The sequence below is a fragment of the Parageobacillus thermoglucosidasius genome, assembly GCF_001295365.1.
In the GTDB taxonomy this organism is placed as follows: Bacteria; Bacillota; Bacilli; order Bacillales; family Anoxybacillaceae; genus Parageobacillus; species Parageobacillus thermoglucosidasius.
Map to the genome: position 1 here is coordinate 2280690 of NZ_CP012712.1, position 15505 is coordinate 2296194.

Below are 15505 nucleotides of genomic sequence, written 5' to 3' on the forward strand. Positions count from 1 at the left end.
TCATGGAGAATTTCGCTAAAACAGGCAGCAATGAAGTGTGCGGCAATATGTCTTTCTAATTTTTTTTGTAAGGAGTGTTGACATGATGAAATTAAAATGGGTGGCATTGCTTTTATATGCGTTTGTGTTTGTGTTAAGCGGATGTGCTGCATCGTCGGCAGTCGATGAGGTGAAAGAAAAGCCAAAAGAAACAAGCGCATCGGAAACAGGTGACACGGTCAAGGTAGGGATTCTTCATTCGCTGAGCGGCACGATGGCAATCAGCGAAGTATCGTTACGTGATGCGGAGCTGATGGCCATTGAAGAGATTAATAAATCCGGGGGGGTTGCTGGGGAAAAAAATTGAGCCGGTGATCGAGGATGGAGCTTCAGACTGGCCGACATTTGCAGAAAAGGCGAAAAAACTGCTGCAGAAAGACAAAGTGGCGGCGATTTTTGGCGGATGGACATCGGCAAGCCGAAAAGCAATGCTTCCTGTCGTTGAGCAAAATAATGGGCTGCTTTGGTATCCTGTGCAGTACGAAGGGATGGAGTCTTCACCAAATATTTTTTATACAGGTGCGACAACCAATCAGCAAATCGTTCCGGCGGTAAGCTGGCTGCTAGAAAATAGGGGAAAGAGATTTTTCTTGCTTGGCTCGGATTATGTGTTTCCGCGCACAGCCAACAAAATCATTAAAGCCCAATTAAAGGCGGAAGGCGGACAATTGGTCGGCGAAGAGTACACACCGCTTGGCCATACGGATTATAGCACGATTATTAACAAAATAAAAGAAGTAAAGCCGGATGTTGTCTTTAACACATTAAACGGAGACAGCAATGTCGCTTTCTTTAAGCAGTTAAAAGACGCTGGGATTACCGCAAAAGATGTAACGGTGATGTCTGTCAGCATCGCGGAAGAAGAAATCCGCGGAATTGGCGGTGATGTGCTGGCTGGCCATCTTGCCGTATGGAATTATTTCCAGTCAACGGATACGCCGGAAAATAAAGCGTTTGTTGAAAAATATAAAAAGAAATACGGGAAAGAGCGAGTCACCGATGATCCGATTGAAGCAGCGTATTTCGCCGTCCATTTATGGGCGGAAGCAGTGAAAAAAGCAGGTTCTTTTGATGTCGATAAGGTGAAAAAAGCGGCGGATGGCATTGAGTATAAAGCGCCTGGCGGAACGGTAAAAATCGATGGAGAAACGCAGCACACATGGAAGATTGTAAGAATAGGAGAGATCCAGGCAAATGGACAGTTTAAAGAACTATGGAATTCCGGAAAGGCGGTCAAGCCGGATCCTTACTTAAAAAGTTATCCATGGGCGAAAAATTTAAATTAAATGAAACACAGCTGCTGTGGAAAGGAGTTTCGGCTCCTTTCCATTTCCAAGAAAGGAGGAGGCATTGTTGTCTGTCGTTATTACGCAAATTTTTAACGGTTTCAGCCTAGGTTCGATTTTGCTTTTTGTTGCTATAGGGCTGGCGGTTACCTTTGGATTAATGGGTGTCATCAACATGGCTCATGGCGAATTGATCATGGTGGGAGCGTACATGACGTATGTCGTGCAACAAATATTTTCCAAGTATGCGCCGCAAGCGCTGGAATATTACTTTTTCGCCGCTATTCCTGCTGCCTTTTTTGTTTCGGCTCTCCTTGGCTGGGGGTTAGAACAACTATTAATCCGTCATTTATATCATCGACCGTTGGATAGTTTGTTGGCGACATGGGGAGTCAGCTTGATTTTGCAGCAAATCGTACGAATCATTTTTGGCGCGCCAAATGTAGCGGTGCTTCCTCCTGGATGGCTGGATGGAGGGATCCGCGTTGCGGGAGTGGTGTTTCCGTACAAACGGCTGTTTATTTTGGCATTCGTCATTTTATCCATTTTTGCCCTTTATGTTTATTTAACGAAAACGCCAGTCGGCCGCAGAATAAGAGCCGTCACGTTAAACCGGGATATGGCTTCTTGCCTTGGCATTTCGACTCGAAAAGTCGATGCATATGCTTTTGCCATTGGTTCCGGATTTGCTGGGTTAGCAGGTTGTGCGCTGACATTGCTCGGTCCGATTGGGCCAACGATTGGAACGTATTATATTGTCGATGCGTTTATGGTTGTCATTTTGGGAGGAATAGGGAAACTGATCGGCACGGTGTTGGGAGCGTTCGGAATCGGATTGGTCAGCACGTTGATGGAGTATTCGACAAGTGCGACGATCGCCAAAGTGATAATGTTTGCGCTTATTATTGCCTTTTTGCAATGGAAGCCTTCGGGGCTTGTCAGTATGAAAACAAGATCGCTCGATTAAGGGGTGTCAAAGATGATAAAAAAAGGCTGGCTTTATTGGCTGTTTTTCCTTGCTTTGTTTGCAGCACCGTTTTATTTAACGGAATTTCGTTTATCGCTGCTCGGAAAATTTCTTTGCTTTGCCATGATCGCGATAGGGCTTTCTTTGCTTTGGGGCTATACCGGGATTTTAAGTTTAGGACATGGCGTGTACTTTGGTTTAGGCGCTTACTGTATGGCAATGTACTTAAAACTGGAGTCTGCGCCTGGACGATTGCCTGATTTTATGGAGTGGAGCGGTGTTAACAAGCTCCCATGGTTTTGGAAACCGTTTGAGCATCCGCTGTTTGCTATTTCTTCCGCCATCATCATTCCGGTGCTATTAGCAGCATTTTTGAGTTATTTTACGTTTAAAAACCGGATTAAAGGCGTCTATTTTTCATTATTGTCACAAGCTGTTGTCGTTGTCTTTGTTACCTTATTTATCGGAAAGCAAGAATGGACAGGAGGGACGAATGGATTAACGAATTTTTCTACCGTTTTCGGTTTCTTGTTATCTTCTCCTCTTACCCAAATTGTTCTTTACTGGATCACCGTTTGTTTGCTTTTGCTTATTTTCCTTTTTTCCCGTTGGTTAACGGTGAGCCGTTTCGGCCGGGTGCTTGTAGCCATCCGGGATGGGGAAAACAGGGTCCGCTTTTTAGGGTTTAATCCAACAACGTACAAGGTGTTTGTCTATAGCCTTTCCGCGGCTTTTGCCGCGCTGGCAGGCGTAATGTTTGTTTTGCAAGTCGGGCTGATTTCTCCGGCGATGATGGGGATTATTCCTTCAATTGAAATGGTATTGTGGGTTGCTGTCGGGGGAAGAAGTTCATTAATTGGAGCTGTGATAGGTGCTATTGTGACGAACAGTGCGAAAAGCTTCTTTAGCGAAAATTATCCTGATATATGGCTGCTATTTTTAGGAGGATTATTTATCGGTGTGGTCATGTTTTTGCCAAACGGACTTGCCGGCATATACGAGTCTTTGAAACAAAGAAAACGGCATGGGGAGGGGAGAACACATGAAGCCGGTTCTCATGTGTCGCGAAGTGTCGGTGGATTTTGACGGATTTCACGCATTGCAAGGGGTGAATTTGGAGGTTTATCCGCACGAAGTCCGCTTTTTAATTGGGCCAAACGGAGCGGGAAAGACGACGCTTTTAGATGTAATCTGCGGCAAAACAAGAGCGTGCAGCGGAAAAGTGTTATTTTACTCACACGATATTACGAAAATGCCGGAGCATAAAATTGTCCGGCTTGGGATTGCGCGAAAGTTTCAAAGCCCATCGATTTTTCACCAGTTGACCGTATGGGAGAATATGGAGCTGGCTTTAAAACAAGACCGCGGATTGTTCGCGGTTTTGCGGGCAAAGTTATCGCAAGAAGAGCGGGATGCTATCATCACGCTGCTGCAACGCATCCAATTATTCGATTATGCTGGACAAAAGGCTGGTTCTCTTTCACACGGCCAAAAGCAGTGGCTTGAAATTGGCATGCAGCTTATCCAATTCCCTCAGCTGTTGTTGCTTGATGAACCGGTTGCCGGGATGAGCGAAACAGAGCGGGAACGGACAGGAGAGTTGATCCACGAAATCGCGCGCAACTGTGCCGTCGTCATCGTCGAGCATGATATGGATTTTGTGCGCCGTTTTTCCAAGCAAGTAACGGTCATGCATGAAGGGAAAGTGTTATGTGAGGGGACCATGGAGGACATTCAGCGAAATGAAAAAGTGATAGAAGTTTATTTAGGAAGGGAAGAGAAAGCATGTTAAGCGTGCAAAATGTTGCGGCCGGATATGAACAAAGCGTGGTGTTGGAAAATGTCAGCATTAACGCACAAAAAGGCGCGGTGACGGCGGTGCTTGGGCGAAATGGCGTCGGAAAAACGACACTTATCAAAAGCATTATCGGGTTAATCAAACCGATGGCTGGCAAAATCGAATGGGAGCATGAAGATATTACCTCATTGCCGCCTGAAGAGAGAGTAAGAAAGGGGATTGGCTATGTTCCACAAGGAAGAGAAATTTTTTCTTCGCTAACAGTGGAAGAAAATTTATTGCTAGGGCTGGAGGCACTTCCGAAGAAAGCCAATCCGTCACAGATTTTAGCAGAAGTTTACGAGTTATTTCCGATATTAAAAGAAATGCTGCATCGAAAAGGGGGAGATTTAAGCGGCGGGCAGCAACAACAGCTTGCCATTGCCCGGGCGCTGATGGGGCAGCCAAAGTTGCTGTTGCTTGATGAGCCGATGGAAGGAATTCAGCCATCGATCGTACAGCTTATTCGTGATGTCATTGTTAAAATGGCCAAAGAAAAAATGGTCGGGATTGTCCTTGTCGAGCATAGCTTAGATTTGGCTTTTTCATGCGCTGACTACTTTTACATTTTTGACCGCGGCACCGTTGTCGCACAGGGGCGTGTCAGCGAAACGAATATGCATGACATTCAACAGTTCTTAACTGTTTAAAAATAAAAAGGAAGGAGAGAACAATGAAATTAACTGCTCGTGAACAAGAGAAATTGCTTATTGTCGTAGCAGCGGATCTTGCACGCCGCCGTAAAGAGAGGGGCTTAAAGCTTAATTATCCCGAAGCAGTCGCCTTCATTACCTATGAAATTTTAGAAGGCGCGCGCGATGGACGTACGGTGGCAGAGTTAATGCAATACGGGACAACGATTTTAACCCGTGATGATGTGATGGAAGGAGTGCCGGAAATGATCGAAGACATACAAGTGGAAGCGACATTTCCTGATGGCACAAAGCTTGTTACGGTTCATCATCCGATTCGTTAAAAAAGGGGAGGGGAATGATGATCCCAGGGGAATATTGGTTAAAACAAGAAGCAATTGTTTGCAATCAACATAAACCGATAACAAAAATCGTTGTGAAAAATCGCGGAGACCGGCCGATTCAAGTCGGCTCACACTTTCACTTTTTTGAAGTCAACTCGTTTCTTGAATTTGACCGCCAAGCAGCATACGGGAAGCATTTAAATATTCCAGCAGGAACAGCGGTGCGTTTTGAACCCGGGGATGCTAAGCAAGTGGAACTTGTTCCTTTTTCTGGGAAACGTCATGTTTACGGATTAAATAATTTTGTGAACGGCCCGCTTGACCGAGGCAAGAAAGGGGAGTAGTGAGATGAGTTTTTCCATGTCACGAAAACAATATGCGGACATGTTTGGACCGACAACAGGAGATTGTGTTCGTTTAGCGGATACCGATTTATGGATTGAGATGGAACAGGACTTTACCGTCTATGGCGATGAAGTAAAATTTGGCGGCGGAAAAGTCATTCGTGATGGAATGGGGCAACACCCGCTTGCCACGCGTGCGGAATCGGTGGATTTAGTGCTGACGAACGCGATGATTGTCGACTATACCGGAATTTATAAAGCCGATATCGGGATTAAAGACGGGAAAATTGCCGCCATTGGGAAAGCGGGCAATCCGTTGTTAATGGATGGAGTCAATATCATCATCGGAGCGGCGACAGAAGTGATTGCGGCGGAGGGGAAAATTGTTACCGCAGGAGGAATTGACGCCCATATTCACTTTATTTGTCCGCAACAAATCGAAACGGCTTTGTCATCGGGGATTACGACGATGATCGGCGGGGGAACCGGGCCGGCGACGGGAACCAATGCAACGACATGCACCCCTGGGGAATGGAACATCTATCGCATGTTGGAAGCGGCCGAAGCGTTTCCGATGAATCTTGGATTTTTAGGGAAAGGCAACGCATCGGCGAAAGAGCCGTTAGCGGAGCAAATTCGCGCAGGAGCCATTGGCTTAAAGCTTCATGAAGATTGGGGGACAACAGCGGCAGCCATTGATGCCAGTTTGCAGGTTGCGGACGAATATGATGTGCAAGTGGCGATTCATACCGATACGCTGAATGAAGGGGGATTTGTCGAAGATACATTACGGGCGATTAACGGGCGCGTCATTCACACATATCATACGGAAGGAGCGGGCGGAGGACATGCGCCAGATATTATGAAAGTAGCGAGTTTTCCAAATATATTGCCTTCTTCTACCAATCCAACGCGGCCTTATACAAAAAATACGTTAGCGGAGCATTTAGACATGTTGATGGTTTGCCATCATTTAGACCCGTCTGTTCCGGAAGATATTGCCTTTGCCGACTCGCGCATTCGCAAAGAGACGATTGCGGCGGAAGATATTCTCCATGATTTCGGTGCTTTTAGCATGATCAGTTCTGATTCGCAAGCAATGGGGCGTGTCGGGGAAGTAATTTTGCGCACATGGCAAACAGCGGATAAGATGAAAAAGCAATTTGGGAAATTGCCAGAAGACAAAGGAAGAAAAGGAGATAATTTTCGCGTAAAGCGTTATATTGCCAAATATACGATAAATCCGGCGCTTACCCACGGGATTGCGAAGCATGTCGGATCGGTTGAAGTGGGGAAATTGGCCGATTTAGTCGTTTGGCATCCTGCGTTTTTCGGCGTTAAACCAGAACTTGTGCTGAAAGGGGGAATGATTGCCTATAGCGTCATGGGAGATCCCAATGCCAGCATTCCGACTCCGCAGCCAGCCATGTATCGGCCGATGTTTGCAAGCTATGGAAAGGCTTTATATAACACTTCGATTACATTTGTATCAAAAGCAGCTTTTGAGCGCGGAATCCCGCAGAAATTGAAGTTGCAAAAAATCATTCAACCAGTAGAGCACATTCGCCGTTTGTCGAAAAAGGATATGGTGTTCAACAATGCAATGCCAAAGATTGATGTCGATCCGCAAACGTATGAAGTAAAAGTGGACGGAACCATTATTACGTGTGAACCAGCCGAAGTAATCCCGATGGCGCAACGATATTTTTTATTTTGAGGTGGTAAAAATGATTGTCGAAAAAATCGTCGGAAATATTAGAATGCTGGACAAATTACCGCCGCACATAGAGCGGGTGTATTTAAACAGCGATGATTTAGTCAAACGAATTCAGCGTGTTGTCACTGATCACGGAACAGAGATAGGAATTCGTTTAAAAGAAACAAAGGAATTAACGGATGGCGATATCTTATGGATGGATGAGAAAAAGATGATGGTAGTGAGCGTCCTGCCTGATGATTTGCTTGTCATTCGGCCCACTTCCATGAAACAAATGGGAGAAATCGCCCATCAGCTTGGCAACCGTCATTTGCCTGCTCAATTTGAAGGAGAGGAAATGCTCGTGCAATATGACTATTTAGTTGAAGAGCTGCTAAAACAATTACATATCCCGTATCAGCGGGAAAAGCGGAAAGTAAAACAAGCATTTCGTTATATCGGCCACCGCCATGATGGATAAGCTGCTGCTTTTATTGCAGCTCTGTGATTCGAACTTTCCTTCCGGAGCATTTTCCCACTCCTTTGGTTTTGAAACATATATTTCCAATGAAAAAATCTATAATATGGAAACGTTTCGCGATGCGCTCACTGTGTATATTCAAACGCAACTGACGTATACCGATGGCTTGGCATGCCGGCTAGCATACGATTTTTTAGAAAAAAAATCGAAAGAGGATGTATGGCGGTTAAATGAAATGTTGGCGGCGCTTTGCCTGGCGAGAGAAACAAGAGAAGGAACGCGGATGATCGGGGAACGAATGTGGAAAGTTTGCCGCGAAATCTATCCTTTGGACATATGGAACGATGATAAAAAGAAACGCGGGTATAAGCATCCTGCTCTTGTTTTCGCCATCGTTTGCCATCATTTGCAAATTCCAAAAGAGACAACGGTGTTATCGTACTTATATACTTCTGTCCAAGCACTTGTTCAAAATGCGGTTCGCGCTATTCCACTCGGCCAGACCGATGGGCAGCGTCTGCTCGTTTCCATGCAGCCACATTTGCTTAAAGCGGTGCAGAAGATCGATACGTTAACAGAGGAAGAGTTAGGAGCGGCAGTACCGGGATTGGAAATCGCGCAAATGCAACATGAACAACTTTCCGTTCGCTTATTTATGTCTTAATTTTTCGGAAAGGAGAGGAAATGGGAGATGGAGCCAGTAAGAATCGGGATCGGTGGACCGGTTGGTGCGGGAAAGACGATGCTTGTCGAAAAACTCACTCGGACGTTGCACCGCGAATTCAGCCTAGCAGTCGTAACAAATGATATCTATACAAAAGAAGATGCGCAGTTTTTAGTGAAACATAGCGTGCTGCCGGAAGACCGGATTATTGGCGTGGAGACCGGAGGATGCCCGCATACCGCCATTCGTGAGGATGCTTCAATGAATTTTGCGGCGATTGACGAGTTAAAAGAACGCCACCCGGATGTCGAAATGATTTTTATCGAAAGCGGCGGCGACAATTTGGCCGCTACCTTCAGCCCAGAGCTTGTTGATTTCTCTATTTATGTCATTGATGTAGCGCAAGGGGAAAAAATTCCGCGCAAAGGCGGACAAGGAATGATTAAATCAGACTTGCTGGTTATCAATAAAATCGACCTCGCCCCTTATGTAGGAGCACGTTTAGAAGTGATGGAGCGCGATGCAAAAGCGGCGCGCGGAACAAAACCGGTTATTTTCACCAATTTAAAAGAAGAAATTGGATTAGCGGAAGTCGTGGAGTGGATCAAAAAACAAGTGATGCTGGCAGGGTTGGAAGAATGAGCTGGTCAGGACTGTTACGGTGTACGGCCATGGAGAAAAACGGCCGTACAGTTATTTCCGATTGCTACTATGAAGGAGCGTTGAAATTGACCCGGCCGATCTACCTTCATCCTTCTCAGCCGGCGATTTACTTGATTCATGTTGGCGGGGGGTATGTGGACGGAGATCGATATAAGACGGAAATCATGCTGCAAGAAAAAGCGCAGCTGATTGTCACCACGCAATCGGCGACGAAAATATATAAAACAATAAAGATGCCGGTGCAACAATATACATCCATTTATCTAGATCATCAAAGCGTGTTTGAATTTTTTCCCGATCCAGTTATTGCTTATGAAAAAGCGCAATTTTATCAAGAAATGGCCGTTGATATGAAAGAAAGTTCTACGTTCATTTACGGAGATATTATAACGCCAGGGTGGTCAGAAAGCGGCGAGTTGTTCTGTTACGATAGGATCCGCTCGAAATTAAAAATATATTATGAGGGCGATTTAATGTTATTTGATCATCTTTATTTAGAACCGAGCAAAGGGATGACGGGAATTCTCCAGATGGAAGGGTATACGCATTTTGGGTCTCTTTTTGTGATTAGTCCATTTATGACCAAAAATTTTCTGCAACAATTCGAGAGGATGGCAGCGCGTTTTCCTGCTTCTGCTCATCTTGGCTGGTCTATCCCGATGATTCCGGGATTGATTGTCCGCGTTTTTGCACATGAAACATATGTGATTGAAACGGTTTTTCAAATGATTCACCAGTTTATTCGCGAGGAATGTTTTCAAGAGGGGCCTATTTTTCTGCGAAAGTACTAAAAAGATAAGGAGATGGAGTGCTCGTGAGTACCGTATTGCCGATTTTGCTTTTTGGATTTGTTATAAAAAGCGAGCTGGAAAAACCCTAGCTTCAGCTATGGGGATGAGAGCAAGCGGAGGACAAGGGAGGGGGTTAACCCTCTCGCAAGTCCGACATTTTTTATCTGCTTTGTTAGATGTATTGATTGTATCTAATTTTTTGTATTAGAATTTCATTAGATGAGAAATAGGAAAAAAGTTGAAAATAACCGAAACATTGTGTATGACTGCAAGTATCATGTCGTATTCTGTCCGAAGTATCGTAAGAAAGTACTTGTTCCTCCAGTAAGTGAACGATGAAAAGAACTGTTCCAATCAAAGGCAAAAGGACTACAAGCAGAAATTGCGGAAATGGAAATCATGCCGGATTATGTACATCTATTGATCCAATGCGATCCACAGTTTGGCATTCACAGAGTGGTTAAGCATTTAAAAGGATATACGTCCCGAATACTGCGTCAAAAGTTCCCACCTTTAAAATCACGCTTGCCATCCCTATGGACAAACTCTTACTTTATAGCAACCGTTGGGACGGTGTCCCTGAATGCAGTAAAACAATATATTGAGTCTCAACCAACAAGAAGCGGGAAGTGATTCTTATGCACAAAGCATTTAAGTTCCGGATCTACCCTACAAAAGAGCAAGAAATATTAATAAACAAGACGTTCGGTTGTTGTCGTTTTGTTTTCAATCACTTTTTAGAAAAGTGGAACGAAGCTTACGAGCAAACAGGGAAAGGTTTAACCTATCACACTTGTGCCAATCAGTTAACCCAATTGAAAAAGGAATGGGAATGGTTAAACGAAGCCGATTCTACAGTCCTTCAAAATGCGCTAAAACATCTGGACGATTCCTTTCAACGATTTTTCAAAAAACAGAATGATTCTCCCCGTTTCAAGAGCAAGAAAAACCCTGTCCAGTCTTACACCAGTCAATGCAATTACCCGAAGAAAGGAAAACCAACGGTTGAAGTAGTTGGAAATCAAATTAAACTGCCAAAGTTAGGATGGGTAACGTTTGCGAAATCAAGAGAAGTCGAAGGAAAAATCCTTTCTGCGACGATCCGCCGCAATCCAACAGGCAAATATTTTGTATCTATCGTTTGTGAAACCGAAATCGAGCCATTACCAACTTCCAAAAAGGCAGTCGGCGTTGATCTTGGTTTAAAAGATTTCGCCATTCTCTCTACTGGCAAAAAAATCAATACACCAAAATACTTCAGAAAGTACGAAAAGAAGCTAGTTAGGTGGCAACGAATCCTATCTCGTCGCCAAAAAGGCGGTTCTAACTGGAACAAAGCACGCTTAAAAGTGGCTCGAATTCATGAAAAAATCGTCAATGCAAGACGTGACTTCCTACATAAGTTGTCCACCAAACTGATTGACGAAAACCAAGTAATCTGTTTGGAGGACTTACAAGTAAAAAACATGGTGAAGAATCATAATCTGGCAAAATCAATTGCTGATGCGTCTTGGTCTGAATTTGTAATCATGTTGGAATATAAGGCGAAATGGTATGGCAGAACCATCGTAAAAGTAGGAAAACAATTTCCATCTTCACAACGTTGCTCTGATTGTGGCTATCAAAACAAAGAGGTCAAAAGCCTAAAATTGCGGGTGTGGACATGCCCGAATTGCGGAGCGCAGGGACGTAAACGCAGCTATAAACATCTTACAAGAAGGGATAAGACTATTCACCGCTGGGCCGGCGGGTGGAGCTTGGTCCATTTCTCTTCGGTAGAAGGGATTACCCAAGAATCCCCTGCCTTTAGGCATGGAGAGTGGTCAAACTATATGTATCACATTGGTATAGAGGAAGGACTGTTATTTTAAACATATACACCATCCCCGTCTTTCAAAGAGAAGAGGGGATGGTTTTTGTTATCGTGACTAAAACACAAACATAAACGGATGTTTTTCGTAAATCGCATTCGAAATGGGCTGGATTAATTTTTGTGTAGAAGACATTTAGAAACGTCGCTGCTTTCATCCGTTATCTACAGTAGTTGTTTGACAAGCAACAGTTCATCCCGAATCGGAATGCCGTCTGAGCTAACGTGCGGAATGCTCGGTTTCATTTGTCTTGCTTTTTCCACAGCATTCGGGAAGACCTTAACAATCTGGTAACCCCGTTTTTGATAAAAGCGTAAAGCGTGTAAATTATCGTTCGTCGTGATTAAGCGGACCGTGCTACATCCATGCTGCGCGGCAAATGCTTCCGCTTGTTGCAAAAGAGCGCTGCCGACTCCTTGGTTTTCGATCACGCTATCTAGTGAAACAATTTCGCATTCTTCACCACGGATGACAAAGGTGATCAGCCCCGCTATTTCCCCATTGCCTTGGACCGCGGCAAAACCGTCCAGCTCGCTGCAATCATACAATCCCGTTGAAACGACCATTTGCGGACTTCCCCAATGGGTAATAAAAAATTGTTGCACGGTTGAGCGGTCAAGAAGATGGGTAGGGATAATGTTCATGCTCCTGACACTCCTTGTTATGATTTGTATTAATTTTATCATATAAGAAACAAGGCCTCTTTGTCTGCTTATGTCTCGGATAGGGAGGAGTGTCCTAATATGAGTTATTGCAATGCTTGAAACAAGAGCCTAGTGCGAACAAAAATATTTGCGAACGTGTTTTTTCCTATAATTAAATAAGGGCGACGCACCATTTCACGGGAATATATGTTCTATTAGGATAATAGAAACGAAAACATGGTTTAAGACGACATGCTTTTAAGGCGACGGCAGGAGAAATCGGTGCGGGATTCTAAAGGCGAAACGCCGAATAGAGAATGTCGCGGGTTCCATTAGCATGAATCAAATTCCACCGCCACCGCTCTCACCGGCGAGCCGTCACATTCCGGCAAATAAAGGGGAAGCGCGATAATATACGGATTGGCAAAGTCAATTTTATCGAAGTTCGTAAAATTTTCCCCGATCACTCCATTTACAGCAGTAATCGCTTCGTGCGCAGGGAAGGAAGAGCCGTCAGGCGGATCGATGTTTAACGCATCGATGAAAAACGTGCGGATTCCTCGTTCCAACATTGCTTCGATGACGTCGATCGCAATGTACGGGTGGCGAAAATAGCGCTCCGTTCCCGCATATTGGGACCAACCAGTGTGAAATAGGACAATCATTCCCGGTTCGAGCCGCGGCAAGTAAGCATTGACATCGTCTAGTGTAACCGCTTCTCCATCGTTTTTTTCCGTCACATCGATGACAATTCCTTTGCCGAGAAAATACGTTAAAGGAACCTCATCGATTCGCAGGCCATTTTCGCGAAAATGAAAAGGGGCGTCCACGTGAGTGCCGCTATGCGAACCAAGAACAAGCCGGCTGACATGGTAGCCGTTTTGTGCGAATGTTGCCACTGATGTGATATGTGGTTTTGGATCTCCTGGATAAATCGGGGTTTGTGCAGTAATGGGCATCGATAGATCTACGATTTTTTTGATGTTCATGTCCATTCCACTCCTTGATAAACATCTATTCGCCGCTCATTCATCATCGTGTAAAAGGTTTGCTTTAATTCTTGACGCCAGTGCTCATCTATGGTTGCTCGTATGATTTCTTCTTGATCATCCATGTTGGCGATGGCGATTTCGTTTCCATCTGGTCCATAAATAGAGGATAAACCAAAGAAATGAAAAGGAAAAGATTGGCCCACTTGATTACATGCTGCTACATAGACGGTATTATCGATTGCGCGTGCCATCGCAAATTTTTGAAAAGGCTCGTGAAACGGGGATTCCCACGCACACGGAACAAGAAGAAGCCCGGCTCCATGGACCGCCAGATACCTTGCTAGTTCTGGAAAAGCTAAGTCCCAACAAATCATTAAACCGATGCGGCCGAGCTCTGTATCTACTAGTACTGGTTTGGACCCGGGAGTAAACCACGCTTTTTCTAACGGAGTTAAATGGATTTTTCGATAATTCCCTATGCATTGTCCGCTTGGATGAATCAGTATGAGAGAGTTATAGAAATTTACCTCATCATCTTTTTCGACGTATCCGTAAGCAATATACAATTGAAGTTTTTGCGCAAGCCGGCTCATTCGTTGAAATATTAAACCATCCCATGCTTGGGCAACGTCTTTCAGCGTTTCCGATAAAACGTAACCAGTAGTACAAAGTTCCGGGAACAGGAGAAGGCGAACATCGGGAAATTTTTGTTTGCATTCGTTTGCGATGGCTTCCATTTTTGCGAGGTTGCTAGAAATATCGCTATTTATCGGCGTCATTTGCGTCAGCGCTATTTCATACGATATTGCCATAAATTATCCCTCCATGCTAGTCGGAGTTTGTGGTTCCATGGTATGCGCTGCGCTCGATGTTTGTTTTGTGATTTTCATTAATCCCCAATAGCTTGCTCCTGACAAGAAAAATGTTAACATGGTTGAGCCGATCGCAAGCGGATGAACATACGTAAAGTAATAGGCGAAAACAGCTCCGATGATATACGCCACATATGCGACCACATTGACTCCTTTTTGATACCGATACTGACCTTTTGTATCAAAAAGAATATCTTCCGCATTATATGTTCCTCTTTTGATCAAAAAGTAATCAACGAGCACAATGGCGAATACGGGAATGAACAGTGTCGCAATGAGCATTATAAAATTAAAGAAATGGGACATGAGTGCTTCTTTTAACAAGGCACCTAGGGTACAAATGATTCCCATGATCAATGTCGGCTTCCAAAACCCCGCGCGCGGGAATACGTTCATAAAGGACATCGTCGCACTATATAATGCCATGACATTGGTAGATAGCACAGAAAAGAAAACGACAATGGATGCGATCAATCCAAATCCGTAAGCGGCAAGGAGAATAGTAGGGTCGTATGTTCGTTCCATGTTGGAAGCAATGCTAAACCCGCTGACAACCGCATCGAGCCCCATCGCCACAAGCGAAGCGACAAGATAGCCAAAGTAGGTTCCCCAAAATCCGCTTTTTTCCGATTGACAGTTCCGGTTAAAATCACAAACGGTTGACATCCACGAAAACGCTGTCGCAACCACGATATCAAACGCGATGATCGTGGTGATGGATGGATGCTTGCTTAGCTTGATTTCTAATAGTGTGGAGATATGATACGTCGTAAAAATTTTATAAAAAACGAGAAAAGATAAAAGCAACATGGCGATTGATATATATTTTTCGATTCGTTCTACCCCGCGGTGGCCGAAAATTGTAATGATCACGACAAGCAGTTCAGTTAAAATCACAAATAAATTAATATTGCTGTATCCCGTAGCGTAATGAACGGCATAATTAAGACTAAGGCCAGCCATATACGCTTGAATCCAGCTCCAGCCAATTAAAATAATCGTATTGACAATGGCTGGAAGGCTCGCTCCTTTTTGTCCGAAGGCAGCTCTAGTGATAACCATGGTTGGGAGCCCGGTCCGGATGCCGATGTTTCCTGTAAGAGCGAGCGGAATGGCGCCGATCGCAGAGCCGACAATAATCGCGAACATCGCACTGGAAAAGGAAATATCGGGAACGAACATCATGCCTGTCATCACGGTAGTAATGACGACGTTCGCAGCAATCCAAAGAGTAAAGGTACTGAAAAAATTCATACTCCGTTCGTTCATCGGTGTTGGCCGAATGTCATCATGCCCAAAATGTTCTGTCCATTTCGCCATCAACAACGCCTCCTGGACTTAAAATTTATAATATTCAGAATAATTTGTGTACAAATCGATTT

Annotated in this window: 15 protein-coding genes and 3 pseudogenes; 14 read left to right on the plus strand and 4 right to left on the minus strand. The window is 44.4% G+C overall.

Going from position 1 to position 15505, the window contains the following annotated elements; translation table 11 throughout:
• Window positions 1-85: 85 nt before the first annotated feature.
• The 14 genes and pseudogenes from urtA (at window position 86) to tnpB (ending at window position 11523) form a co-directional block, all read left to right on the plus strand.
• Window positions 86-1325, plus strand: a pseudogene (gene urtA, locus AOT13_RS11235) (urea ABC transporter substrate-binding protein).
• A gap of 67 nt (window positions 1326-1392) precedes the next feature.
• Window positions 1393-2292 carry an urea ABC transporter permease subunit UrtB gene (gene urtB / locus AOT13_RS11240; RefSeq protein ID WP_003251030.1) on the plus strand — a complete coding sequence of 300 codons (900 nt, stop codon included), beginning with the start codon at window positions 1393-1395 and terminating at the stop codon, window positions 2290-2292.
• Window positions 2293-2304: 12 nt separating this feature from the next.
• On the plus strand, window positions 2305-3378 hold the full coding sequence (urtC, locus tag AOT13_RS11245) for an urea ABC transporter permease subunit UrtC (protein WP_003251028.1): 1074 nt from the start codon (window positions 2305-2307) through the stop codon (window positions 3376-3378).
• Window positions 3335-4084: an urea ABC transporter ATP-binding protein UrtD gene (gene urtD / locus AOT13_RS11250; protein WP_003251026.1), complete on the plus strand. Its 750-nt coding sequence runs from the start codon at window positions 3335-3337 to the stop codon at window positions 4082-4084. Before urtC ends, urtD begins: the two co-directional genes overlap by 44 nt.
• On the plus strand, window positions 4078-4779 hold the full coding sequence (gene urtE / locus AOT13_RS11255; RefSeq protein WP_003251024.1) for an urea ABC transporter ATP-binding subunit UrtE: 702 nt from the start codon (window positions 4078-4080) through the stop codon (window positions 4777-4779). The genes urtD and urtE overlap by 7 nt, the downstream gene beginning before the upstream one ends.
• A 23-nt stretch (window positions 4780-4802) precedes the next feature.
• Window positions 4803-5105: an urease subunit gamma gene (locus AOT13_RS11260; protein WP_003251022.1), complete on the plus strand. Its 303-nt coding sequence runs from the start codon at window positions 4803-4805 to the stop codon at window positions 5103-5105.
• A 17-nt stretch (window positions 5106-5122) separates the two neighbouring features.
• Complete coding sequence (locus tag AOT13_RS11265; protein WP_003251019.1) at window positions 5123-5449, plus strand: urease subunit beta; 327 nt, start codon at window positions 5123-5125, stop codon at window positions 5447-5449.
• Between the two features lie 4 nt (window positions 5450-5453).
• Window positions 5454-7166 carry an urease subunit alpha gene (gene ureC, locus AOT13_RS11270; RefSeq protein WP_003251018.1) on the plus strand — a complete coding sequence of 571 codons (1713 nt, stop codon included), beginning with the start codon at window positions 5454-5456 and terminating at the stop codon, window positions 7164-7166.
• Between the two features lie 10 nt (window positions 7167-7176).
• Complete coding sequence (gene ureE, locus AOT13_RS11275) at window positions 7177-7626, plus strand: urease accessory protein UreE (RefSeq protein WP_003251015.1); 450 nt, start codon at window positions 7177-7179, stop codon at window positions 7624-7626.
• Window positions 7619-8290, plus strand: a complete 672-nt coding sequence (locus tag AOT13_RS11280) for an urease accessory protein UreF (RefSeq protein ID WP_003251013.1) — start codon at window positions 7619-7621, stop codon at window positions 8288-8290. Before ureE ends, AOT13_RS11280 begins: the two co-directional genes overlap by 8 nt.
• A 27-nt stretch (window positions 8291-8317) precedes the next feature.
• The gene (gene ureG / locus AOT13_RS11285; RefSeq protein WP_003251011.1) at window positions 8318-8932 is read left to right on the plus strand and encodes an urease accessory protein UreG; all 615 of its coding nucleotides are present in this window, start codon (window positions 8318-8320) and stop codon (window positions 8930-8932) included.
• On the plus strand, window positions 8929-9744 hold the full coding sequence (locus AOT13_RS11290; protein WP_003251009.1) for an urease accessory protein UreD: 816 nt from the start codon (window positions 8929-8931) through the stop codon (window positions 9742-9744). The genes ureG and AOT13_RS11290 overlap by 4 nt, the downstream gene beginning before the upstream one ends.
• A gap of 219 nt (window positions 9745-9963) precedes the next feature.
• A pseudogene (gene tnpA, locus AOT13_RS19575) lies at window positions 9964-10377 on the plus strand (IS200/IS605 family transposase).
• Window positions 10378-10382: 5 nt separating this feature from the next.
• Window positions 10383-11523, plus strand: a pseudogene (gene tnpB / locus AOT13_RS11295) (IS200/IS605 family element RNA-guided endonuclease TnpB).
• A gap of 256 nt (window positions 11524-11779) precedes the next feature.
• Here the strand turns inward: tnpB and AOT13_RS11300 are convergent.
• From AOT13_RS11300 to AOT13_RS11315, 4 genes are all read right to left on the minus strand, one after another.
• Window positions 11780-12259, minus strand: coding sequence for a GNAT family N-acetyltransferase (locus AOT13_RS11300; RefSeq protein ID WP_003251007.1), 480 nt, complete (start codon window positions 12257-12259; stop codon window positions 11780-11782).
• Between the two features lie 332 nt (window positions 12260-12591).
• A complete protein-coding gene (locus AOT13_RS11305) occupies window positions 12592-13248 on the minus strand; it encodes a cyclase family protein (RefSeq protein WP_013877057.1) in 657 nt (218 codons plus the stop codon).
• Window positions 13245-14063: a carbon-nitrogen hydrolase family protein gene (locus tag AOT13_RS11310; RefSeq protein WP_003251004.1), complete on the minus strand. Its 819-nt coding sequence runs from the start codon at window positions 14061-14063 to the stop codon at window positions 13245-13247. Before AOT13_RS11310 ends, AOT13_RS11305 begins: the two co-directional genes overlap by 4 nt.
• 3 nt (window positions 14064-14066) lie before the next feature.
• Window positions 14067-15443 carry a purine-cytosine permease family protein gene (locus tag AOT13_RS11315; RefSeq protein ID WP_042385691.1) on the minus strand — a complete coding sequence of 459 codons (1377 nt, stop codon included), beginning with the start codon at window positions 15441-15443 and terminating at the stop codon, window positions 14067-14069.
• Window positions 15444-15505: the final 62 nt, after the last annotated feature.